Origin of the sequence: Enterococcus sp. AZ084 (assembly GCF_051714905.1) — a bacterium.
In the GTDB taxonomy this organism is placed as follows: Bacteria; Bacillota; Bacilli; order Lactobacillales; family Enterococcaceae; genus Enterococcus_B; species Enterococcus_B pernyi.
Map to the genome: position 1 here is coordinate 1,827,170 of NZ_JBIOSS010000001.1, position 25,233 is coordinate 1,852,402.

Sequence of the window (25,233 nt, forward strand, 5' to 3'; positions counted from 1 at the left end):
CCTATCCTTTCCCACCTTGAAATGAAGGATAAAGCGTCATACCACCGTCTACAAACAACGTGATACCTGTAACGTAGCTTGATTCATCTGAAGCCAACCAAGCAGCTGCAGCGGCAACTTCACTTGGTTTTCCGATCCGTTCCATCGGAATCATGCTTTCTGTTGTCGCTTTTTGTTCTGGATCATCAAACTTTTCGGCATTGATCGGTGTTTTGATCGCTCCTGGTCCGATACTATTGATACGTATTCCTTCAGGCGCATACTCCATCGCAACACTTTGAGTGAATAGTTTTACCCCACCTTTTGAAGCGGCATAATGTGAGAAAGTCGGCCATGGGATTTGTTCATGGACAGAGGAAAGATTGATAATACTTCCTTTTACTTTGTGTTTTTTGAAATAATTGATCGCGGCTTTTGTTCCTAAGAACACGCCAGTAAGGTTGACTTGCATCACAGTTTCCCATTCTTCCAAGCTTAATTCGTGTGTAGGTTTTTGGTTCTCAGTGCCAGCATTGTTGACCCAAACATCCAACTGACCATAGGCTTTTATCGCTTGATCAATCAAAGTCTGCACGCCTTCTTCTGTCCCCACATCCGCTTTGACAGCTATTGCTTGGCCCCCAGCTTCTTCAATCGCTTTAACTGCTTCTTCGGCTCCATCAGCATCCGAATGGTAATTTACGACTACTTTCATCTTCTCTTCTCCAAAACGCTGAGAAATGGCTGTACCGATCCCTTTGGACCCACCAGTCACTACAGCTACTTTCTGTTCTAATTCTTTATACATAGGAGACACCCTTTCTTTTATCACATTAATAACAGATATTTTAAAACATTCGTTATTAGCTATAAAGACAGTGTACACTACGCAGTGTAGGTGAAAGCAAATCATACGCACTAAAAAATTCTTTCCAAAAAAAGAAAGCCCTTCAGTTATCCTGATTGGGCTTCTTCCTTATTCTCGAATACTACATTTGCTTATTCAACATGTTCAAAAAAATCAGCAGTTACTTGTTCGTCTGCTTTTAATTGCTCAATTAGAGCTTCTGCTCCATCAAACTTCACTTGATCTCGGATAAACTCGTGCCAACGAATGTAGACATGTTCACCATAGATATCTTGATCAAAATCTAGAATATACAGTTCGACTGTCAATTCACGTCCATCGCCAAATGTATCATTATGCCCGATTGATCCCATCGCTGGGTACCACGTCTCACCGATTTTGATTTCACAAACATAGACACCCACTTTTGGTAAATGAACGGTGCTTTTAACTTTGACATTGGCTGTCGGGAATCCTAATAAGCGACCACGTGCGTCCCCGTGGATGACCACACCGTCGATTTCATAAATATATCCTAGCAAATGGGCCACACTCGCGACATCCCCAGCATCCAAGTCTTGACGAATCCGTGAAGAACTGATTTTTTCCCCTTCTTGTTGCTCTTTTGGTACAGTGACTACTTCAAAACGACCTTTTGCATAACCAGGGAGATGAGGGACATCCGCAATTTCTTTTGGACCATACGTATAGTCAAAGCCAGAAACGGCATACTTAGCATTTAGTCCTACAATATATTGATCAACGAAATCTTGAGGGGCTAAGTGGGCAAATGCAGAAGTAAATTCAATTTCGTAAAGATAATCGATACCAAGTTCTGCCATTTTTTCTTCTTTTTGTTCTAACGTAGTCAAGTATTTGACGTTACTTGGATTGATTTTTTTAAAGACGATTGACGGATGTTGATTAAATGTCATCAATGCCAATTTCAGACCCTCTCTTTGAGCAATTTCTCGCCCCGTTTCAATCACTTTCTGATGTCCTAAATGAACTCCGTCAAAGAAACCTAAGATCAATACGACGTCTTCTTTCGGAATTTGAGAAACTTGATAAGGGTGTCTGATTTTGATGATTTCCATTTTTACATTAAACCTCATTTCTTAAAACTTTACTTGGTTTTAACTTATTTTTTTCTTTTGGATTTGGTTGGTAGATACTCACTACTTTTCCTTGATAAAAAAGAGCAATTTCTTCTGATGGCATCTCTGATAAACCAAATACTTGGTAATCTAAACGCATACCATTCTTGACTTTCTGCCAAACTGTTTCGTCGATATCGACCTGTTTGAACTTTGCTACACCCGTTTCAATGGGTAATAAATACTCTTCGATCGTACCATTCTCCATATATGATGCTACTTCAGCTAAAGTAATTGCTTGGGATTCATTCATGCCGGCACTCGCTGTTCTCGTCAAATCTGACATATGTGCAGGATAGCCCAACTTACTCCCCGTATCTACAGCCAATGTCCGGACATAGGTACCTTTCCCACATTCGACTTCAAACCGCCACGAAACGGTCCCTGCTTCTTTTGACCAGTGGATTTCACTCGTTCGTTCAAAACGATAGATCTGCGCCTTGCGAACAGGTCGTTCCACTGTTTCATTATTTCGAGCATATTCATATAAACGTCGACCATTGACTTTCACAGCCGAGTACATCGGAGGAATCTGTGTGATCTCACCGACAAAAGCAGCCATTGCTTCATCTATTTGGTCCTCTGTCAACACTTCGGTTACAGCCCGTTGTTCGACGATTTCTCCTGATTTGTCTTCAGTCGTCGTACTGTAGCCAAGGGTGATTTCTCCTTTGTAGGTCTTCCCCGAATCCGTCAGATATTCAATGACTTTAGTGGCTTTACCAATACAAATTGGAAGAACACCATCTACATCAGGATCTAATGTCCCACCATGTCCGATTTTCTTTGTATGTAAAATTTTTCGTAATTTGAATACACAATCGTGGCTAGTCATGCCGCGTTCTTTCCATAAAGGTAATAAGCCTTCCATCTTTTGTTCTCCATTCTTTTAAGTATTAACTGAATTATTATAACACATCGGATCAAAAACTGACGGGATTGATCCTTAAATGTACGATTATTTTGTTTTAGAAACATAAACGTAACAAAAGTTCACACTGTTGTAAATAGAAAGATGGTATTCTTTTTGTAAAGGAGGGAGCACCTATGGAAAATCTTTTCTTTGCACCTTTTGATTGGTTATACGGATGGTTATCTGGTAGATGATCGGATGATTCTTTGATCAGTCAATTCTTATATTTTGCTTTTATGATGAAACATGTTTTCCCCAAAAGCGGACAATTCAGCGATGATCATCTGCTACGAATACAACGAAAAAATTCGGAAATGGCTTCTTCTATTTTTGGATTCTTTCGTTGTATTTCGTTTGGCTCTCTAGTGTCGAATGAAAATAGACAAAAAAAACAGGGAGGATACAGTTATTGTATCCTCCCTGTTCGACCATTGATACGAACGAGTTAACTCGCTAGAACATTAGTCTTTGTTTAAATTACGCAATAATTCATCGATATGATTACCATATACAACTGATTCGTCTAGCTCAAACGTCAATTCAGGTGTTTTATAAATACTCATGTTATGTCCTAATTCACGACGAATCAGTCCACTTGCTTTATTCAACCCTTCTTGCGCTTTTTTCTTATCTGAAGCTAAGTCTGATAAAAGGCTATAATAAATCGTTGCTTGTTGCAGATCACCCGTGACATGCACATCTGTGATCGTTACGTTTTCCACACGTGGATCACGTACCTTTTTGCGTAAGATATCATTCACTTCTTTTAAAATTTCTTGACCGACTCTGCGGTCACGATAGTTAGCCATAATGAGCGGCCTCCTTTTTTTAAATTAGTCGACTTTGATTTCTTCCATGATAAAGCCTTCGATAACATCGTCTACTTTAAGATCATTGAATTTCTCTACCATTGCTCCACATTCAAAGCCCATTTTCACTTCTTTAACATCGTCTTTGAAGCGTTTCAAGCTTGCTAATTGTCCTTCGAAAATGACGATGCCATCACGAATGACACGCACACCGCTATCACGACGAATGTAACCATCAGTGACAAAGGCACCAGCGATCGTTCCAACTTTTGATACTTTGAAGGTTTCACGGACAGTCATTTGACCCGTGATTTTCTCTTCAAACTCAGGATCTAACATCCCTTTCATCGCAGTTTCAATTTCTTCGATGGCTTTGTAGATGATACGGTGAAGACGGATATCCACTTCTTCTGTATCTGCTTGGATTTTCGCTTGTGGTGTCGGACGAACATTGAAACCAATGATGATCGCATTACTTGCCGCAGCAAGCGTCACATCACTTTCATTGATTGCTCCAACAGCTGAATGGACGATCTTGACACGTACGCCTTCAACGTCGATCTTCTTCAATGAAGCAGCTAGTGCTTCTGCTGAACCTTGTACATCAGCCTTGATGATGACATTGACTTCTTTTAATTCGCCTTCTTTTAAGCTTTCAAACAAGTTGTCTAATGTCACACGACTAGTTGCTGCACGTTGTTCTAACATCGCACGTTTGCCACGTTCTTCACCCGCCGCACGAGCTGTCTTCTCGTCTTCAAAGACAACAAAACGATCGCCTGCTTGAGGTACATCATTCAATCCTGTGATTTCAACTGGTGTTGCTGGTCCAGCTGTTTTTTCACGGCGTCCTAAGTCGTTGACCATTACACGGACACGACCGTATGTGTTTCCGACAACGATTGGGTCTCCAACATTCAATGAACCTTGTTGAACAAGTAATGTTGTCACAGGACCTTTTCCTTTGTCTAATCGTGCTTCAATCACTGTACCGATCGCACGTTGTGTTGGATCAGCTTTCAAGTCTTCCACTTCAGCGACTAAAAGAATCATTTCTAATAGTTCTTCGATGTTTTGGCCGAATTTTGCTGAGATTTCTACAAAAATCGTTTCGCCACCCCATGCTTCAGGAATCAATTCATATTCACTTAATTCTTGCATCACATGTTGTGGGTTTGCACCTGGTTTATCGATTTTGTTGACTGCAACGATGATTGGTACACCAGCTGCTTTCGCATGGTTGATCGCTTCTACAGTCTGTGGCATTACGCCATCATCGGCGGCAACAACTAAAATCGTGATATCAGTGATACTTGCACCACGCGCACGCATACTTGTAAAGGCCGCATGTCCTGGTGTATCCAAGAATGTGATTGGTTTGCCATCAATATCGATTTGATACGCACCGATATGCTGTGTGATACCACCGGCTTCTCCGCTTGTTACGCGAGAATGACGTAAGGTATCGAGTAAAGTTGTTTTACCATGGTCAACGTGTCCCATGATCGTAACAACTGGTGGACGTGAGACTAATTTTTCTGGGTTCACTTCATCCGCTTCAAAGAATTTGTCAATATCCGCAATATCTACTTGGATTTTTTCTTGTGGTTCCATACCGTAGTCTGTTGCTAACAATTCGATCGTATCTTTATCTAATGCTTGGTTTTGATTGACCATCACGCCTAGCATAAATAATTTTTTAATGATCTCTGCTGGTTCGCGGTGGATTTTTTTCGCGATATCTGCAACATTCATACCTTCTGTATACTCTAATACTTCAGGTAACTCACGGAATTTACGTGGTGGGACTGCTGGCTTGTTTGACGTTTGTTGTTTGCCTTTTTTCCCTTTTTTGTTGAAACGATTGCGGTTGTTATTGTTGAATTTGCCGCGATTGTTATTATTGTTTCTATTTTGGCCGCCTTGGTTTGCTCCTTGACGGTTTTGGTTACTGCCCTGAGTGTTTCCTTGGGCAGTTCCCTGACGGTTTTGGTTGCTACCTTGGCTGTTTCCTTGGGTAGTTCCCTGACGGTTTTGGTTGCTTCCTTGGTTGTTACCTTGGGTAGTTCCCTGACGGTTTTGGTTGCTGCCTTGGTTGTTACCTTGGCGATTTTGATTATTGTTTTGAGTAGTTACTTGACGGTTTTGATTGTTTCCACCTGTCTGATTACTCTTATTCTGATTTGTTGATTGGTTTTTTCCTTGATTCACTTGACCGCTCCCTTGACCGCGATCTTGATAGTTGCGGTTACTTTTATTTTTTTGTTGGTTCGATGGTTCGTTTGTTTTCTTTTGGTTACTTGGCTGTTGTCCGGCTGGTTTTTGGTTTGCTTTTTGTACTGGTTGCTTTTTCTGCTGTGGTTGGTTGAACGCTTGTTGCAGTTTCTTTTCATCTTGTGTGCTGACCGCACCCATGTGATTTTTCACATCGATTCCAAGTTTCTGCGCTTTATCAACGACCTCTTTACTAGACTTGTTCCATTCTTTCGCTAGTTCATAAATTCGTTTATTGCCCATGCAATCACCTTCCTAACCTTCAATTAGCTCCTTGACCTTTTTTGCAAAGCCGGTGTCCGTGATTCCTATCACTTTCCGAGGTTTACCGATCATCTGCGTGATTTCTTCCTCAGAAAACAGCTCAAAGCAAGGAACTTCGTAGTACGAACTCTTATCTTTGATTTTTTTTCTGGTATTCTCACTGGCATCACTTGCGACGAAAACGATCTTGGCTTTTTGGCGACGGATGTCTCCGATCGTCAATTCTTCACCTGTGATCATTTTCCCTGCACGCATCGCTAGACCAATAAGATTCATGGCTTTTTGCCGATTCATTCCATTCATTCGCCAAATAGCTCTTTTCGGGCTTTTTGGTGAGTGACGTAATCTAATAGTTCTTGATAAAATTCATCTGTTAGCTTAGCTTCAAGTACACGATCCAAGAGATGTTTATCCCAAGCTTGTTGTACTTCCTCCGGCTCAAGTGAGACATACGCTCCTCGTCCAGGCATTTTTCCAGTAGGATCGATCGATACCACACCTTCTTTTGAACGTGTGACACGAATCATCTCTTTTTTTGGTTTCATTTCACCTGAAACCACAGATTTGCGTAAAGGGATCTTCCTTTGTTTCATCTCTTTGCCTCCTTCACTAGCAGTTAAATTTCTTCTTGTTCAGTTACTTCGGTTGTTTCGTCTTCAAATGCGATTGTTTGATATTCATCATCTGTCAAATCTGATTGGATGATTGCTTCATCGTGTAATTCTTCAGAGATCGCTGCTTCTGCCTGAGCTTTTTTCTCATAGAATTCAGTCATGTCTGACTCTGATTTGATGTCGATTTTGTGGTTCGTCAATTTGGCTGCTAGACGCGCATTTTGTCCGCGTTTACCGATTGCCAATGACAATTGATAATCCGGCACAACGACCGTACAAGCTTTTGGATTTTGTTCGTCAAAAATGACATCCACGACTTGTGAAGGATTCAATGCGTTCGCAATGAACACCGCAGGATCTTCATCCCACTCGACGATATCCATGTTTTCGCCCTTCAATTCATTCACGATTGCTTGGACACGTTGGCCTTTAGGACCGACACATGTGCCGACAGCATCGATATTCGGATCAGTTGAGCGAACAGCCACTTTTGAACGATCGCCTGCTTCTCTAGCAACGCTGACGATTTCAACAAGTCCATCATAAACTTCTGGTACTTCTTGTTCGAACAAGCGACGCAAAAGATCAGGATGACTACGGCTAACAAAGACTTGAGGGCCTTTTGATGTATTCTCAACACGTGATACATATACTTTGATACGATCATGTGGTTGATAAAATTCATTTGGCATTTGGTCTTGTTTTGATAGGACTGCTTCGATTTTACCTAAATTGACATAGATATAACGTTTGTCTTGACGTTCAACGATCCCTTGCATAATGTCTTTTTCATACGCACTGAATTCGTTATAGATGATTGTGCGTTCTGCTTCACGTACACGTTGCAAGATGACTTGCTTAGCTGTTTGGGCAGCGATACGACCGAAATCTTTTGGTGTGACTTCAAAACGGATCTTGTCACCGATCTCGTAAGCAGGATTGATCAACAAGGCGTCTTTCAAAGATACTTCTAATTGTGAGTCCATCACTTCTTCGGTGACTTCTTTCACTGCATAGACATGGATCTTGCCTTTTTTTTGTTCAAATTCTACTTCTACGTTTTGTGCTTGCCCATAATGGCGTTTGTATGCAGAAACTAACGCAGCTTCTAAAGCGTCGATCACGATTTCTTTTGAGATTCCTTTTTCAGCCTCTAAAGCATCTAACGCGTTCAACATTTCTTTACTCATTCTTCTGTTTCCTCTCCGTGATTAAAATTGGATTGCTAAGCGAGCTTTGGCAATATTCTTACGGTCAAAAACAATTTCTTTTTCCCGTGTCTTTATGCGTATCTTCAATGTAAGCTGTTCAGCATCAAATGATTGGAGAAAACCTTCGTATTGTTTTTCTCCGTCAACTGGTTGATATAAAGACACATGGATATACTCTCCTCGTGCTTTTTCATAATCTGCCTCTTTTTTCAAAGGGCGTTCTGCGCCTGGAGATGATACCTCTAGGAAATATGCTTGTGGTATCGGGTCTGGCTCTGTCGTATCAAGTTTCTCACTTAATTTTTCACTGACAAATGCGCATTCTTCAATGTCGATTCCGCCTTCTTTATCTATAAACACCCGTAAAAACCAGCTTTTTCCTTCTTTGACAAATTCTACTTCTACTAGCTCAAACTTTTGTTCATCTAAGATCGGTGTCACCATTTCTGTGACTGTTTCAACGACGCTACTCAAAGATTTCGCCTCCTTAAAATTAGATCCGTAATTCCATTAAAAAGAGTGAGCGAAAATTCCGCTCACTCACAGTTAGTATCATTACCTTAAATAACTATAACATAAATCACTCTAAATGACAAGCCATATCATTAGAACCAACTGGCAACCAGCTTTACTAATCTTTGCTTTCATTTTGATTCATTTTCATTTCTCACGTTGACTTTTATAACATATCAAATAACGATAATTGATTTTCATCAGGTAAATCTTTCAAGACACCATTTTCTGTCATATACTCGATCAATGTCTTCGAGACTTTCCCACGAGTTGCCAAGTCTTCTTTGGATAAGAAAGGACCATCTTTTCTCGCTTCGACGATTTGTTTCGCTACGTTGGCCCCTAAACTTGGTACCGCGCGGAATGGCGCAATCAGCGTGTCTCCTTCGATCACAAAGTTTACTGCATCGGATTTGTATAAATCGATCATTCCGAATTTCAAGCCACGTTCTAGCATCTCATTGGCTAACTCTAAAACTGTCAACTGATTCTTTTCTTTTACAGAAGCATCTAAGCCTTTATCCGTGATTTCCTTCATCGCTTCTTTCACTGCTTCTTTTCCTTTGCACATAGCGACAAGATTAAAGTCATCTGCACGAACAGAAAAATAGGCACAGTAATACAATATCGGAAAATAAACTTTGAAATAAGCAACCCGTAGCGCCATCAAGACATAAGCAGCCGCATGGGCTTTTGGGAACATGTATTTGATTTTCGAACAAGAATCGATGTACCAGTCAGGAACGTTATTTTCTTTCATTGCGGTCAAATACGTTTCACGTAATTCGTCAGGGATCTTATTCCATAATCCTTTACGCACCGTCTCCATGATTTTGAACGCCATCCCACTATCTAAGCCAGCATGGATCAAATAAACCATGATATCATCACGACAGCCGATTACTTCAGCCAGCGTCGCATCCCCACGTTTGATCAATTCCTCTGCGTTCCCTAACCAAACATCCGTACCATGAGAAAGACCAGAGATCTGCAATAATTCCGCAAAAGTCGTTGGGTGTGTTTCCTCTAGCATCCCACGAACGAAACGTGTCCCAAATTCCGGTATCCCTAATGTACCTGTTTTAGAATAAATCTGTTCTTGTGTGACACCCAAGACTTCGGGTCCAGAAAAGATCCGCATCACTTCCGGATCATCGGTTGGGATCGTTTGTGGATCAATCCCAGATAAATCTTGCAACATCCGGATCACCGTTGGATCATCGTGTCCCAGGATATCAAGTTTCAAGACATTGTCATGGATCGAGTGGAAATCAAAGTGGGTCGTTTTCCATTCTGAATTCTGATCGTCTGCCGGATATTGGATCGGCGTGAAATCATATACATCCATATAATCGGGGATAACAATGATCCCCCCTGGATGCTGTCCGGTCGTTCGTTTGACCCCAGTAGCACCTTTGGCTAAGCGGTCCACTTCGGCACTTCGGTAATGCAAATTGTGATCACGTTCAAACCCTTTAACGAATCCATACGCCGTCTTATCCGCAACAGTACCGATCGTTCCCGCACGATAGACATATTCTTCACCAAACAATACTTTCGTATAATGATGGGCTTCTGCTTGATAATCCCCTGAGAAATTCAAATCGATATCGGGTACTTTATCGCCATGGAAACCTAAGAATGTTTCAAACGGAATATCATGCCCATCTTTATTTAAACGAGTGCCGCATTTTGGACATTTTTTCTCAGGCATATCAAATCCTGAACCGTAAGTTCCATCTTCATAAAATTCCGAATACTGACAATCTGGGCAATAGTAATGGGGTGCCAATGGATTGACCTCTGTGATCCCGGTCATGGTAGCTACGAAACTAGAACCAACCGAGCCACGAGAACCAACTAAATAGCCATCTTCATTACTTTTATGCACTAACTTTTGTGAAATCAAATAAATCACTGAGAAGCCATTACCATTGATCGAATCCAGTTCTTTTTTCAGACGCTTTTCTACGATATCCGGTAATGGATCACCATACATTTGTTTTGCCTTCGTATAACTTAGATCTGTGATTTCATCTTCCGAACCAGGGATTTTAGGCGTATATAATTCATCTTTAACTGGCACGACTTCTTCACAGATATCTGCAATCTTATTGGTATTTTCAACTACGATTTCTTTTGCTAAATCTGTCCCTAAGAAGGTGAAAGCAGTCAGCATCTCATCCGTTGTTCTGAAATGCACTTCAGGCAAACTGTGACGATTCAATGGATTGGCTCCCCCCATCGAATTGACCAAGATTTTACGATAGATCGCATCTTCTTCATTCAGATAGTGGACATTTCCTGTCGCTACAACGATCTTATCTAATGATTTGCCGATTTCTACTAAGTTACGAATGATTTCTTCTAAATCATGTTCATTTTTGACAAGCTCTTGCTCCAGAAGTGGTGCATAGACAGCTTTAGGCATGACTTCGATATAGTCATAAAATTTCGCCCGATTACGTGCTTCTTCTACCCCTTTTTGCATCATAGCTTCAAAAATCTCACCTTTGTCACAGGCAGAGCCAACTAACAGATCTTGTCGGAATTTTTTCAGTTGTGATCGGGGGATTCGTGGCACACGTTCAAAATAATCGACGTTGGACATCGAGATCAATTTGAACAGGTCTTTTAATCCAGCTTGGTTTTTCGCCAGTAATGTGACATGGAAAGGTCGCGCCCGTTTGTAAGAATCACCCTCACCTACATGGGCATTCAACTGATCGTGGTAATACATTTCGTGATTTTCCATCGCTTCTTTGATAAATATCCAAGCCAGATGTCCGGTTGCTTCCGCATCATAAATCGCGCGGTGATGCTGTTCCAAGCTAACACCGAATTTTTTGGATAGTACACCTAAACCAAACCGTTTGAATTGTGGATATAAATAACGAGCTAGTTCTAAGGTATCTATAACTGGATTAGCTGCTTCAGGAATGTTGTATTTGGCATAACTTGTATTCAAAAATCCCATATCGAATGCCGCATTATGGGCAACTAGGATCGCATCTTTTGAGAATTCTAAGAATAAGCGTAAAACTTCTTCCTCAGATTTTGAACCGCGGACCATTTCATCTGTGATCCCTGTCAAATCAATGGTTGTTCGTGATAAGGGATGTCCAGGATCGATAAATTCATCAAAACTTTCAATGACATTTCCTTTATACATCTTAACAGCAGCTAACTCGATGATCGTATCATAAACAGCAGACAAACCTGTTGTCTCCACGTCAAACACGACATAAGTGGATTCACTCAATGAATCATGGGCGTCATTATACGCAATCGGCACTCCATCATCGACCACATTCGCTTCGACACCATACAAGATCTTCACACCAGCTTTTTTCCCTGCACTATGTGCCTCTGGAAATGCTTGTGCACCGCCATGGTCAGTGATTGCAATTGCTTTATGTCCCCACTTACCTGCTTGTGCCACAAGATCTGCAATATTGTTCGTCGCATCCATGGTACTCATATTACTATGAAGATGTAATTCGACACGCTTTTCCCCTTCAGGAGAATAATCTTTACGTGGTGCATGTTTGACTTCTAAAATGTCTTGGGCATTCATCACTAGGTCACGAACAAAGGTGTCTTCTTGGACACTCCCACGAACTTTCAACCAACTACCCGTACTGATTGCTTCAAAGATTTGTTCATCTTTTTCATTATTTGAAAACTTTTTGACGATAAATGAAGAAGTGTAATCTGTGATCTTCAATGTCAAAATCTTACGTTTTGAACGAAGCTCGCGTACTTCTTTGTCGAACACGTAACCTTCGATCGTTACCCGGCGTTCCTCTTCCAAGATATTGATCATCGGTGTGATAGGCTCATCATTCGGGATATTTCTACCTAGTTGGATCGGCCCGTCAAGCGCTGGTAATTGCTCTTTGCGCTCTTTTTTCTTTTGTTCATGAACAATCAAGCTTTCAGCCGCTTGTTTCATAAACGCCTCAGCCTGTTCTTGTCGTCTTTCTTCAAAAAGCTTTAGGACTCTTTCTGCTTGTTGCTCATCAACTTCTGGTTCGATCCGAAACTTAGGAAAGCCGTAACTAACAAATAACTGTTCTACTAATGGCAGATATTGTTGTTTAAGATAGCCGATCGCTCCCTCACCATCAACAGGCAAAATCACCTTATGATCTTTGATCGTTGGCACTTGCGTCTTTAATACCTTTTGTACTAAAGGCGTATCGCATTGCTGACTCTCCAGTGCTTGCGACCAATAATCCTGTAAGAGTTGTTCATCAAATGTTTGATCCGCTGCTTGAACTGTGATTTTCACCTCAGCAATTTCTTTGAATGCAAGTATGACATGTTGCACCAACGAGCGATAAAGCATCACAGGCAAAATAGCTGGAAAACGTAACGTAAACTCCCACAAACGAGATTTACGATGGACCACCACCTGTTCCATTTCACCAGCAGAAATAAGCGGATGCGCTTTTTCTGTTTCTTCTAATTGGATCTGCTCCAATAATTTCTCAAATAACTCTCGTTTTTCTGACAAAAATATACGCCCTTTCTGTCAAGACCAGAAATCATTCCATTTCCGACCCTTACTTTTCAATACTATCTAGTATAACCCTTTTTAGGGAAATTTTCATTAAGGTTGTGAAAGAAGCGGTCAGCACTGAGTAATAAGACAAGAAAATCGAAAATGGCTTTTTCATTTTTGATTTTTTTGGCTTATTATTGAAGTGTTGCTTCTTGAACACCGTTTATCAAGGTTGTGAGAAAGCCGGTTAGCTCCGAGTATTAAGGCAGAAATTGAGAAAATAGCTTCTCATATTTTTTGATTTTCCAGCTTAATGTTGAAGGTTAGCTTTTCGAACACCGTTTATCAGGTTGTGAAAGAAGCGGTCAGCACTGAGTAATAAGACAGAAAAATCGAAAATGGCTTTTTCATTTTTGATTTTTTGCCTTATTATTGAAGTGTTGCTTCTTGAACAACCTCTATCCCAATCACCAAAGGAAATGAAAAAGTCGCTTCCGTCTTTTAAAAGACTGATACGACTTTTCCACTCTTATTTATTCGCCTTGATTCAATAAAATCGGTAATGTATTTACAAGTTCTTCTTTCCGAACTTCGACCATTTCACCTGTTTTTTTGATTTTCACTTCGACGATGCCATCTACTGCTTTTTTACCGACGGTGATACGGATTGGACATCCGATCAAATCAGAATCAGCAAACTTAACACCTGCACGCTCATTGCGATCATCAACAAGTACTTGATAACCGGCTTCGTTCATTGCTTTTTCCACTTCATTCGTCAAGTTCGTTTGGAACTCATCTTTTAAGTTCATTTGTACGACATGCAAATCAAATGGTGCAATGCCTTTTGGCCAGTGAATACCGTTTTCGTCTGCATTTTGTTCAACGATTGCTGAAAGTAGACGGCTCACACCGATACCATAACAACCCATGATCACGTGTTTTTCACGACCATTTTCATCAAGAACAGTAGCACCCATTGATTCACTGTAACGTGTCCCTAGTTTGAAGATATGACCGATCTCGATTCCTCGAGTGAAGGCTAATACGCCATTATTATCTGGCGAAGGATCGCCTTCTTGGACAAAGCGTAAGTCTTCATATGCTAGAACATTGAAATCACGTTCTGGATTGACATTGATATAATGGTAGCCAGTTTCATTCGCTCCCGCAATCGCGTTTGCCAGATCTTGAACATGACGATCCGCATAGACTTTGACCTCTTCAGCTACACCGATTGGTCCAACTGATCCAAAATCAGCGCCTAAATAGTTTTTCGCTTCTTCTTCTGTTGCTTCTTCTAAGAAATCTGCACCTAAGAAGTTTTTCAATTTCACATCATTGACTTCATGATCGCCGCGAACTAAAACTAAAACAGGTTGCTCATCTGCTGTGAAAAGTACAGATTTGATGATTTTTTGTGGTTGAACGTCAAAGAAAGCTGCAACCTCTTCGATGGTTTTCACATCTGGTGTTTCTTTCTTTTCCATTTCCAATTGTGTTTCATGGGATTTTTTTGGCACATAGTAGCTCGTCGCCATCTCTAAATTTGCTGCATAGTCACTTTCTGTTGAATAACAAATCGTGTCTTCACCAATTTCTGAGATTGCCATAAATTCTTTTGAGTCTTTTCCGCCCATCGCGCCACCGTCACCGATGATTGCACGGAACTCTAGACCACAACGCTTAAAGATCTCTGTATAAGCTTTTTCGTAATCTTTGTATGTTTCATCCAAACTCTCTTGAGAAGCATGGAAAGAATACGCATCTTTCATGATAAATTCGCGTCCACGTAATAGTCCAAAACGAGGACGTTTTTCATCACGGTATTTTGCTTGGATCTGATAAAGATTCAAAGGTAATTTTTTGTATGAATTGACTTCATCACGGATCAATTCTGTAAATGTTTCTTCATGTGTTGGTCCTAAGATCATCTGACGATCGTTGCGATCATTCAAGCGATACAAGTTGGGACCGTATGTTTCATAACGACCAGATTCTTGCCATAACTCAGCAGGTAAAATCGCTGGCATCAACATTTCTACTGCGCCGATTTTTTCAAATTCTTCGCGCATGATCGTTTTTAATTTTTCTAATACACGATTTGCAAGTGGTAAATAAGAATAGATTCCAGCCGAAACCTGACGAATGTAACCGGCACGTAGTAAGATTTGATGACTTAATACTTCCGCATCATTTGGAACTTCTCTTAATGTTGGAATCAACATTTTTGATTGTCTCATTATATAAACTCCTTTATTCCTCAAATAATCTAACGCATGTCATTATACCCTACTTTTTCTAGAAAAAGAATCGTTGAATGTCATTCCATGTTACTAATACCATCAATAGCATCAGGAAGCCAAAACCAACGAGCGTCAAAACGCCTTCTTTTTCCTGACTAAGTGGTTTACCACGGACACCTTCAAAAATATTCAAGACTAGTTTTCCACCATCTAATGCTGGAATCGGTAATAAATTGACGATCCCTAAATTCATGGATAAGATCGCCATCAAACCAATGACTGTCATGATCCCTTGATTCGCTGCCTCAGAAGACAATTGGAACATCATCACCGGTCCACCTAATTTGTCCAAGCTAAAGCCGGTAAATAATGAACCTAATGCTTTGAATATTTCCAAAGAGCTACTAAATGCACGTTGTGTTCCACCGATGATCTTATCGAAGAAGCCAGTTTTCATTGGCGCTTGTATCCCAAGTTGACCAATTTTTTCACCATTCGACTCAATTGCTTTCGGTGTCACTTCAACAGAAGAAACCTGTCCATTTCGTTCAACTTCAAAATCAAGTGGTTTATCTGGATTTTCAGTAATGATCGCTGTCAGATCATTCCATGTTCGGATTGATTTTCCCTCTACCGAAAGAATTTCATCATTTTCTTTCAGTCCAGCTGCAGCCGCAGCTCCGTCTGGCGTAACAACACCGATTTGGTTGGTATTTGTGACAGTCACCCCGCCTTGCATGAACGCTAATACGATGAATAATAGAATTGCTAGAATAAAATTATTCATTGGACCCGCAAAGTTAGTCAACATTCGTTGCCATAATTTGGCTGATTGGAACTGCACATCTCTCGGTGCGATCCTCAATTCAGTCCCATCCGCCTCGATGATCGAAGCATCGTGATCCACTGCATACGTTACTTCTTGCGTTTCATCACCATTCACATAACCTGTGATCGTGAGTGCTTCATCAAGATCATAACGGATCAATTCCATGGGGATCGCATTGGTCAATTGGATCTTTTTGCTTAAATTGATTTTCTTTACGACATGATCTGAATCCATCAAGAGCGATAACGGCATTCCTGGGGCCATTTCCGTTTCGTCGTCCCCATTCCCAGCCATTCTCACATAGCCACCGATCGGTAACAAACGCAATGTATAAGTCGTGCCGTCTTTTGCTTGATGACCGTAGATTTTAGGTCCCATGCCAATCGCAAACTCGCGAACTAGGATTCCTGATCGTTTCGCAAAGAAGAAGTGGCCAAATTCATGTACGATCACTAAGATGCCAAAAACGATAATGAACGTGATAATTGTTCTCATCCTATTCTCCTTTACATTAATCATTATTTTTTATTCAGTTAAAATAAAACTACTTAATTTTACCATATTATCGACACTTCACCAAGCACCTATTAAAATGTAAAAAATAAAAATCCTGTAAAGAATCTCCTTACCGATCGTGTCTGATTGACGGACGAAAAACTTTTGGTTTCGGAAGCTTCTTTTACAGAATTTTTATTTAAATCAATCCAAATAAGTACATGACAGGAAAGACGAACAATAGACTATCGAATCGATCTAAGATCCCACCATGTCCAGGTAAAATGTTCCCTGAATCTTTGACCTCATAGTGGCGTTTAATTGCCGACTCGACTAGATCCCCAAATTGTCCTACGATCGATAGAATGATCGTTAGGAGTAACATGACGAATAAACCATGTCCAAACAATTCTTGTGGTGGATAAAGTAAGAAATACAGTAAGGCAACAACTAACGCACTACCTATTCCCCCTAATGCACCTTCAATCGTTTTGTTGGGTGAGATATCTGGCCATAGCTTACGCTTACCAAAACGTCTACCAACTAGATATGCGCCAATATCGGTTGCCCAAACGATGAACAAGCCAAAAAGCAATACGTTGATTCCTTCTGTACGCGCACTAACAAAGTTTTGAAAACCAAAACCGACATATAAACTAGTAACAACTGGAAAACCAGCTTCATCGATCGTATACATATTTTTTGAGAAGACAGCGGCACCCAAAAGGATCATCACAGTCAAATAAAACAACATAAATTCATTTGTTTGTTCAGGTAAAAAGAAAAACCAGCGCTCTTTCGGCAGGACAAGAAAAACTGCACCAATGGCAGAAAGAACTCCTTCAAAACTTAATAGTGTCAATCCTTTCATACGAAAAAGTTCATAGACACCAACTACTGCTAATAAAGCCGCTACTAGCTCAAGACCAATTCCTCCGATCCAAATGATCGGAATAAATAATGCCAATGCTACGACCGCAGTGATCACACGTTGCTTCATGATTGTTCTCCTTTATCTACACTTTTTACGCCACCAAAACGACGGTCTCGATGTTGATAAGAAGCGATTGCTTCCTCTAAATGGGCGCCGTCAAAATCTGGCCATAAGGCTTTTGAAAAATATAATTCACTATAAGCAATCTGCCACAATAAGAAATTACTGATCCGTTCTTCGCCACTTGTCCGGATGACTAACCCTGGATCGCGAAGTTCGGGAGGTAAGAAACCGGTCATCAAATGATCCGCGATCATGTCCTCGTCGATGTCTTCCGTAGAAAGATCGTTTTCTTTTACTTGTTCACTGATTGCTTTGACTGCAGAGATGATTTCTGCCCGACTACCATAATTCAGTGCGAAGTTTAAGATCATTCCCGTATTTTCTTTGGTTTGTTCAATAGCACGGCGTACTGCATCTTGCGTATGTTCCGGTAAGAGTTCTTCATAGCCCATCACTTGTACCTTGACATTTTCAGCAATCAACTCAGGGACGAACGTATCAAAAAAGTCTACAGGTAATTGCATCAAAAAATTGACTTCCTCTTTTGGACGTTTCCAATTTTCGGTTGAAAACGCATAGAGCGTTAACACCTTTACCCCAAGTCGAGAAGCTTTTTTTGTGACTTTCTTAACGGTTTCCATGCCTTCTTTGTGGCCAGCCACTCGTGGTAGACGACGGTTTTGTGCCCAACGACCATTCCCATCCATGATGATGGCAATATGTTTCGGGATATCTCTCTGCGCATCAAAATGGTACTCACTTTTTTCTTGAATATATTTGTTTTTTTGCGGAAAAAAACGTAACATTCTTTTTCCTCCCATACTAAAAAATTACAACTATCTTTACCATTATAGCAATATCTATCGTTATTTCCTATGGTATAGCCCTTTTTTTACGCAAATTCAAAAGATTTTTTAGTTTTTCTTAGTCAAAAAGCAAAAAACAGGAGACAGCACTTCTCACTGTCCACCTGTTTTTATTGATTCTTATACTTCAAGCAATTCTTTTTCTTTGTCTGCAGCAATATTATCCACTTCTTTGATACTGTTATCTGTCAAAGTTTGCACTTCTTTTTCTAAGTCGCGCAAATCATCTTCTGTGATATCGCCATTTTTTTGTTGTTTTTTGTATTCATCGATTGCATCGCGACGAATGTTACGAACAGCGATTTTCGCATTTTCAGCTTCTTTTTTCACGTCTTTTGCTAATTCTTTCCGACGTTCTTCTGTTAACTGAGGAATGACTAAGCGAATCACATTTCCGTCATTTGTCGGGCTGATACCGATGTCGCTTGCCATGATCGATTTTTCAATGTCTTGAAGCACACTTTTATCGAATGGTGTGATCATCAATACTCTTGCTTCTGGGATCTGGATCGATGCTAATTGGTTCAATGGTGTTGGTGCACCATAATAATTAACAGTGATACGATCTAATAAGCTCGCATTCGCACGGCCGGCACGGATCTGTCCAAGTTCACGTTGTAGATTTTGTGCTGCTTTTTGCATCTTGTCTTTTGCTTCTGTCATAATTGCATCTGCCATTGTTTATTTCCCCCTTACGGTTGTTCCGATATTTTCACCTAAGATTGCTCGGCGAATGTTTCCATGTTCATTAAGATTGAACACAAGTAACGGAATATCATTGTCCATACTCAATGAACTAGCAGTTGAATCCATTACTTGTAATCCTTTTGCAATGACTTCCATGTGTGTCAATTCATCGAATTTCACTGCTGTTGAATCGATTTTTGGATCGGCAGAATAAACACCGTCAACATTGTTCTTAGCCATTAAAATAACATCAGCGCCAATTTCAGCTGCACGTAATGCCGCAGTTGTATCTGTAGAAAAATAAGGGTTTCCAGTACCACCGGCAAAAATAACGATGCGCCCTTTCTCTAAATGACGCTCTGCTTTACGACGGATGTATGGTTCTGCGATTTGTCGCATTTCAATTGAGGTTTGGACGCGTGTAGGAACACCAACATTTTCTAATGTATCTTGTAATGCTAAAGCATTCATCACAGTTGCTAACATGCCCATGTAATCCGCTTGTGCACGTTCCATCCCCATTTGTGCGCCAATTTGACCGCGCCAGATATTTCCACCGCCGACAACAATTGCCATCTCTACGCCTAACTCGTGGACTTCTTTGATCTCTTGGATGATTTCTTTGATAACTGGTGGTTTGATTCCAAACCCTTCATCTCCAGCTAAAGCTTCTCCACTTAATTTTAAGACGACACGCTGATATTTTGGTGTGACCATGTTCATTCCTCCAATATTTTCTATTGACATTCTACCATATCCAGATAGTTTAGGCACGAAAATACCTATGCTCTTGATATCTCTTGCCCTAAAAAAAAGAGCTGTGACGAATGTCGCTGCTCCTCATTTCATTCAAATAAGCGATGGAACCGATGTGGTCACAAAGAAAATGCAGAATAATCTCTATTTTCTTTGGACCAAACATCGTACCATTAATCAAGTCCGTAAACCGGATTATTTTTTCACTTGGTTCATTACTTCTTCTACAAAGTTATCTTCGCGTTTTTCGATACCTTCGCCGACTTCAAAGCGGACAAATGATTTCACAGTTGCGCCTTTAGAAGCAACAAATTTTTCAACAGTCATATCAGGATCTTTAACGAATGGTTGGTCAACCAATGCGATTTCAGCTTTAAATTTGTTTAAGCGTCCTTCAACCATTTTTTCAACGATGTTCGCTGGTTTGCCTTCGTTCAATGCTTGTTCAGTCAAGACTGTACGTTCGTGATCTAATTCAGCTTCAGGGATTTGTGTTTCGTTTACATAACGAGGGTTGATCGCTGCTACGTGCATCGCTACGTCTCTAGCTACCGCTTCGTCAGTTGTACCTTCTAAAACAGCTAATACAGCAATACGTCCACCCATGTGTAGGTAACCGCCAAATGCAGCGTTGTCATCTTTTTCGATTACTTCAAAACGACGGAAGCTGATTTTTTCACCGATAACTTGTGTTGCTTCGATCAAGTCAGATTCAACTGTTCCTTTTGATGTTTTGATTTTCATTGCTGCGTCCATGTCAGCTGGTTTGTTTTCAGCGACTAGTTCAGCGATTTCTTTTACTAAGTCTTGGAACATTTCGTTTTTAGAAACGAAGTCTGTTTCTGAGTTAACTTCAACGATTGCTGCAGTATTACCTTTCACTGCAACTGAAGCAAGACCTTCAGCGGCGATACGATCGTTTTTCTTCGCAGCTTTAGCCATTCCTTTTTCACGTAAAAGATCTACCGCTTTTTCGATGTCACCTTCAACTTCAACCAATGCTTTTTTCGCATCCATCATACCTACGCCAGTCATGTCGCGTAGTTCTTTTACCATTTTAGCTGTAACGTCTGCCATTTTTACTTCCTCCTAGTTGTATGCTTTTTCTTTAAAAAAAGCTGTTTCAAAGGAGAGTGAGGCTTGTCGCCTAGCCTTTGAAACAGCTCCATCATTTAAAAATTATTCTGCTGAAGAGTTGTCGCCTTCAACAACATCAACGATTTCTTCGATTGAAGTCGCTGTGTTTTCTGCTGAAAAATCTTCTTCAACTACTTGATCTTCCCCTTGATTTCCTTCGATGAAAGCATCAGCCATTTTTGAAGTAATCAATTTAACGGCACGGATTGCGTCGTCGTTTGATGGGATAACTACGTCGATCTCATCTGGATCACAGTTTGTATCAACCATTGCTACGATTGGGATATTCAATTTGTGTGCTTCTTGAACGGCAATGCGTTCTTTACGTGGGTCAACGATGTACATTACATCTGGGATTCTTGGCATATCAGCGATACCACCTAAGAATTTTTCAAGACGTTCACGTTGTTTGTTCAAACCAGCAACTTCTTTTTTAGGTAGAACTGCAAAAGTTCCATCTTCTTCCATTGCATTGATTTGTTTCAAACGAGCGATACGTTTTTGGATCGTATCCCAGTTTGTCAATGTTCCACCTAACCAACGGTGGTTTACAAAGTATTGTCCAGCACGAGTAGCTTCATCTTTGATTGCTTCTTGTGCTTGTTTTTTCGTACCTACGAATAAAGCAACGCCGCCTTCTTCTGCTACGCTCTTCATATAATCGTAAGCTGCATCTACTAATTTAACTGTTTTTTGCAAGTCAATAATGTAGATTCCGTTTCTTTCTGTGAAGATGTATTTCTTCATTTTTGGGTTCCAGCGACGAGTTTGGTGACCAAAGTGTACGCCGGCTTCTAGTAATTGTTTCATTGAAATTACTGCCATGTTTGTTTCCTCCGATTTGGTTTTTATTTTCCCTCTTCTTGTCTTCCAACTCGCTAGCCAACTTTTTCAAGCACCGACCAACGATCCAACAAGAATGTGGATTTATTGAGTAGTGACGTAAGATACACCAAAGTGATCTTTTTCTGCTCAACATTCAATAGTTTAACTGAATTGGGCATAAATTTCAAGAAAAAAAATCAACTTACTTATTTTTTTGTGTCTTCTTTTTCTCCCTCTCATTTTTTTACTTTATTTCTTTGTTTTTTTATAAGCAATTCGTGAAAAAATAAACAGGTAAATGTAAAATAAAGATGGGCAATTCAACGTTTTTTTGTTATGATACTTGTGAAAAGTTTCGTTAAAGGAGAACTAAAATGCGAAAAACTGAGCGACACTTGTTGATTAAACAAATCATTGAAGATTATACGATCCGTACACAAGATGAAATGTTAGCTAAGCTGACTGAAATGGGTGTATCTGCGACTCAAGCGACGATTTCAAGAGATATACGTGACTTAAAAATCGTCAAGGCGCCTGATGAAAATGGTGTTTCCCATTTTGTCCTGTTCAAAGAAAAGGAGACAGCTGAATCAAAAAGCGAAGATGAAAAACGTTTGATCCAGATGATTGAAGATATCGTGTTAAAAGTGGAACGAGTTCATTTTTTGACTATCGTCCATACCTTACCAGACAACGCACCGTTGTTCGCAGCTGTCTTAGATGAAATCAAACCGCCTCATATCGTTAGTACGATTGCTGGCTTTGATACAACGATCATTATTTCGAAAGATGATGAAGATGCGCAGTTAGTTGAAAACTTCTTGCATCATCCCACTACAGCAACAATTTTTTAAATGCCATAACAGTTAGTAATTGTATATATATTTTTTGATGTTGGTGAAATTTGCCAGCATCTTTTTTTATTTAAATCAATACTGGAGAAGAACCATGAACCTCTCTCAAGTTGACTTAACCTTTCGTTGCTATGAAAGCCCATTATACCTCGCACTCAATGCCTCATAGAAACAATAATAGTAATGTTTTCCACTAGTAGAATAAATTCAAATATCATTGAGAAACACAACAAGCGCTAAAAATCATATAAAGCTTCGTTCACTTTGAATTAGGCAGGTATTGCTTGTTTCATTATAAATCCCCACTTTTTTCTGATCGACGAAAAAACAGTCCCCCACACTCCTTATTTACATGTCATACTTTAATTTAAAAAAACTTTTATAGTATAGAAAGGAAAAACGATTATGACCTTCTTCCCCTTTGTTGATCCCAACCGTCGTCCACAAGCAGAGATCAAAAAAATGACAGAAGAACTGACCCAAAAATTTCAAGCAATCGATCCAGATTTGACTTTGATACATAATGATAACTTTATTGATTACGGTCCAGAGGTATTTCCACAACTTTCTACTATCTACTGGGACCCTCGTGTACCGAATCATCCGATGGAACATTTTGTGTATTCGGAGTATCTACTTAGATATGGAGGTTACCCTCTTTACTGGTTTACGCCCTATGGTGAACAAATCTATGAATATTATAGAAGACCTGGAGGGAATGCAGACTCGCGAAGAAAAACTTTAAAAATGATTGAACAGACTCTCCTAAGAATCATTCATGACTATCAAGTTCATAACCTTCTCTATTGGAAAGATATATTTACTGAAAAACAATTGGAACAGGAGAAGTTAAAACCCTACAAGAGAGTATCGCAATCTATTGGACCTGGCGAATTAATTAGTTCACCAATTAGTTTCACTGACCCCAAGCACCGACCTTTGGCTGCTGTAGAAAAGAATACGGAATTTCTAGAAACTCAGTTAGATCAATTGGATTCTCGATTAACCGTGATTCGTGATGACTCATATATTGATTTTGGTCCAGATATCGGTCATTTTCTTGCGGAGTGCCCTTACGATCCAGAGGAAGACGAGCCAGATGATCCTAGACGTGATTTATCTCGTTACGAGTACGACATTTATTTTAATAAAACATTACTTTTCTCTCTCTCTCCTTATTGTAGTGGGACTGGATTTCATGGCGATTACTTTAATGGGGGAATACCGAATGTTACCTACCTTGGACTAAGCAAGAAGCTAGTTGATGCGATCAATGTGATTATGAGAAAATATATGCTTTACAACAAATACTACTGGCGGGAAACCTATACCCCAGAACAATTTCAAAGTAAAATAAGTGAAGATAAAGAATGGTGGACTTTATTTTAACAGTTTATTCAAAAAATAAAATCTTGAACAGAAAGGATAGTAACTATGACCTTCTTCCCCTTTGTCGATTCCAACCGTCGACCACAAGCAGAGATCAGAAAAATGACAGAAGAACTGACTCAAAAATTTCATGCAATCGATCCAGATTTGTCTTTGATACATAATGATAACTTTATTGATTATGGTCCAGAGGTCTTTCCACAACTTTCTACTATCTACTGGGACCCTCGTGTACCGAATCATCCGATGGAATATTTTGTGTATTCGGAGTATCTGCTTAGATATAGAGGCTATCCTCTTTACTGGTTTACGCCTTACGATGAACAAATTTACGAATATTATAGAAAACCGAGCGGGGCTTCAGATTCTTCTAGACAAGCAGTAAAAGTGATTGACCAAGCTATCTTAAAAGTCATTCATGAATATCAAGTGCATAACCTGTTCTATTGGAATGACTTATTTACAGAAAAACAATTGGAACAGGAAAGGTTAAAACCTTATAATCGTCCATCACAATACATTGGACCAGGAGAACTCGTTAGTTCGCCGATTAGTTTCACTGACCCCAAGCATCGACCTTTGGCTGCTGTAGAAAAGAATACGGAATTTCTAGAAACTCGATTAAATAAATTAGATTCTCGATTAACCGTGATTCGTGATGAATCATACATTGATTTTGATCCAGAAGTTGGGTTCTTTTTCGCTGAATTCCCTTATGATCCTGAAGAAGATGAACCTAATGATCCTAGACGTTATTTGTCTAATGAAGAGTATACAATTAGTTACGGCGGTATTTCTTTATTTGGTTGTTCCCCTTATCAATTAAGCTATGGAATACATGGGGATTTTTATAGCGAATGGATGTTTAATACGGACTACCTTGGTTTAAGCGAACAATTGAATAATTCAATTTTAGCTATCATCTATCAATATCAACAGAACAATTTATATTATTGGCGTAATGTATATACACCTGAAATGTTTCAAAAAAAAATTAATGAATATAAAGAAAGAGGTTTAAGCAGGCTTGGAAAAAAACTTTAAATAGATTCCTATAAATAAAA

Annotated in this window: 20 protein-coding genes and 2 pseudogenes; 3 read left to right on the forward strand and 19 right to left on the reverse strand. The window is 39.8% G+C overall.

Annotation, left to right across the window (positions count from 1 at the left end; all coding sequences use genetic code 11):
• Position 1: 1 nt before the first annotated feature.
• The 19 genes and pseudogenes from IGI79_RS08300 to rpsB all read right to left on the reverse strand — a co-directional run bounded on the left by IGI79_RS08300 (position 2) and on the right by rpsB (position 21,926).
• Complete coding sequence (locus tag IGI79_RS08300) at positions 2-787, reverse strand: glucose-1-dehydrogenase (RefSeq protein WP_430603659.1); 786 nt, start codon at positions 785-787, stop codon at positions 2-4.
• A 191-nt stretch (positions 788-978) separates the two neighbouring features.
• Complete coding sequence (gene ribF / locus IGI79_RS08305; RefSeq protein WP_065097010.1) at positions 979-1,923, reverse strand: riboflavin biosynthesis protein RibF; 945 nt, start codon at positions 1,921-1,923, stop codon at positions 979-981.
• Between the two features lie 7 nt (positions 1,924-1,930).
• Positions 1,931-2,854: a tRNA pseudouridine(55) synthase TruB gene (truB, locus tag IGI79_RS08310; protein ID WP_430603661.1), complete on the reverse strand. Its 924-nt coding sequence runs from the start codon at positions 2,852-2,854 to the stop codon at positions 1,931-1,933.
• Positions 2,855-3,357: 503 nt separating this feature from the next.
• The gene (rbfA, locus tag IGI79_RS08315; protein ID WP_010735198.1) at positions 3,358-3,705 is read right to left on the reverse strand and encodes a 30S ribosome-binding factor RbfA; all 348 of its coding nucleotides are present in this window, start codon (positions 3,703-3,705) and stop codon (positions 3,358-3,360) included.
• 24 nt (positions 3,706-3,729) lie between these two features.
• A pseudogene (gene infB / locus IGI79_RS08320) lies at positions 3,730-6,156 on the reverse strand (translation initiation factor IF-2); the annotation flags it as partial.
• Positions 6,130-6,222: pseudogene (locus IGI79_RS08325) on the reverse strand (translation initiation factor IF-2 N-terminal domain-containing protein); the annotation flags it as partial. The pseudogenes infB and IGI79_RS08325, both read right to left, overlap by 27 nt.
• Positions 6,223-6,234: 12 nt before the next feature.
• Positions 6,235-6,546: a YlxQ-related RNA-binding protein gene (locus IGI79_RS08330; RefSeq protein ID WP_010735196.1), complete on the reverse strand. Its 312-nt coding sequence runs from the start codon at positions 6,544-6,546 to the stop codon at positions 6,235-6,237.
• Positions 6,543-6,836, reverse strand: a complete 294-nt coding sequence (rnpM, locus tag IGI79_RS08335; protein ID WP_010735195.1) for an RNase P modulator RnpM — start codon at positions 6,834-6,836, stop codon at positions 6,543-6,545. The genes IGI79_RS08330 and rnpM overlap by 4 nt, the downstream gene beginning before the upstream one ends.
• A 23-nt stretch (positions 6,837-6,859) precedes the next feature.
• Entirely contained in the window at positions 6,860-8,047 is a 1,188-nt protein-coding gene (nusA, locus tag IGI79_RS08340) for a transcription termination factor NusA (RefSeq protein WP_019723218.1), read from the reverse strand.
• Between the two features lie 21 nt (positions 8,048-8,068).
• Positions 8,069-8,542 carry a ribosome maturation factor RimP gene (rimP, locus tag IGI79_RS08345; RefSeq protein WP_010735193.1) on the reverse strand — a complete coding sequence of 158 codons (474 nt, stop codon included), beginning with the start codon at positions 8,540-8,542 and terminating at the stop codon, positions 8,069-8,071.
• 205 nt (positions 8,543-8,747) lie between these two features.
• A complete protein-coding gene (locus tag IGI79_RS08350; protein ID WP_065096790.1) occupies positions 8,748-13,100 on the reverse strand; it encodes a PolC-type DNA polymerase III in 4,353 nt (1,450 codons plus the stop codon).
• Positions 13,101-13,621: 521 nt separating this feature from the next.
• Positions 13,622-15,331 carry a proline--tRNA ligase gene (locus IGI79_RS08355; RefSeq protein ID WP_010735191.1) on the reverse strand — a complete coding sequence of 570 codons (1,710 nt, stop codon included), beginning with the start codon at positions 15,329-15,331 and terminating at the stop codon, positions 13,622-13,624.
• A gap of 58 nt (positions 15,332-15,389) precedes the next feature.
• Complete coding sequence (rseP, locus tag IGI79_RS08360) at positions 15,390-16,658, reverse strand: RIP metalloprotease RseP (RefSeq protein ID WP_019723222.1); 1,269 nt, start codon at positions 16,656-16,658, stop codon at positions 15,390-15,392.
• A 199-nt stretch (positions 16,659-16,857) separates the two neighbouring features.
• A complete protein-coding gene (locus tag IGI79_RS08365; RefSeq protein ID WP_023519848.1) occupies positions 16,858-17,658 on the reverse strand; it encodes a phosphatidate cytidylyltransferase in 801 nt (266 codons plus the stop codon).
• Entirely contained in the window at positions 17,655-18,461 is an 807-nt protein-coding gene (locus tag IGI79_RS08370; protein WP_065095888.1) for an isoprenyl transferase, read from the reverse strand. Before IGI79_RS08370 ends, IGI79_RS08365 begins: the two co-directional genes overlap by 4 nt.
• A 180-nt stretch (positions 18,462-18,641) precedes the next feature.
• Complete coding sequence (gene frr, locus IGI79_RS08375) at positions 18,642-19,199, reverse strand: ribosome recycling factor (protein WP_065095887.1); 558 nt, start codon at positions 19,197-19,199, stop codon at positions 18,642-18,644.
• Between the two features lie 3 nt (positions 19,200-19,202).
• The gene (gene pyrH, locus IGI79_RS08380; protein WP_010735186.1) at positions 19,203-19,925 is read right to left on the reverse strand and encodes a UMP kinase; all 723 of its coding nucleotides are present in this window, start codon (positions 19,923-19,925) and stop codon (positions 19,203-19,205) included.
• 234 nt (positions 19,926-20,159) lie between these two features.
• Complete coding sequence (tsf, locus tag IGI79_RS08385) at positions 20,160-21,041, reverse strand: translation elongation factor Ts (RefSeq protein WP_010735185.1); 882 nt, start codon at positions 21,039-21,041, stop codon at positions 20,160-20,162.
• Positions 21,042-21,143: 102 nt separating this feature from the next.
• Positions 21,144-21,926 (reverse strand): 30S ribosomal protein S2, encoded by a 783-nt coding sequence (rpsB, locus tag IGI79_RS08390; protein ID WP_010735184.1) that lies wholly within the window; start codon positions 21,924-21,926, stop codon positions 21,144-21,146.
• A 374-nt stretch (positions 21,927-22,300) separates the two neighbouring features.
• Between rpsB and IGI79_RS08395 the strand changes: the two genes are divergently transcribed.
• From IGI79_RS08395 to IGI79_RS08405, 3 genes are all read left to right on the forward strand, one after another.
• The gene (locus IGI79_RS08395; RefSeq protein WP_010735183.1) at positions 22,301-22,780 is read left to right on the forward strand and encodes an arginine repressor; all 480 of its coding nucleotides are present in this window, start codon (positions 22,301-22,303) and stop codon (positions 22,778-22,780) included.
• Positions 22,781-23,185: 405 nt separating this feature from the next.
• Positions 23,186-24,169 (forward strand): hypothetical protein, encoded by a 984-nt coding sequence (locus IGI79_RS08400; RefSeq protein WP_438845845.1) that lies wholly within the window; start codon positions 23,186-23,188, stop codon positions 24,167-24,169.
• Positions 24,170-24,214: 45 nt separating this feature from the next.
• Positions 24,215-25,213: a hypothetical protein gene (locus IGI79_RS08405; protein ID WP_438845846.1), complete on the forward strand. Its 999-nt coding sequence runs from the start codon at positions 24,215-24,217 to the stop codon at positions 25,211-25,213.
• Positions 25,214-25,233 lie beyond the last annotated feature (20 nt).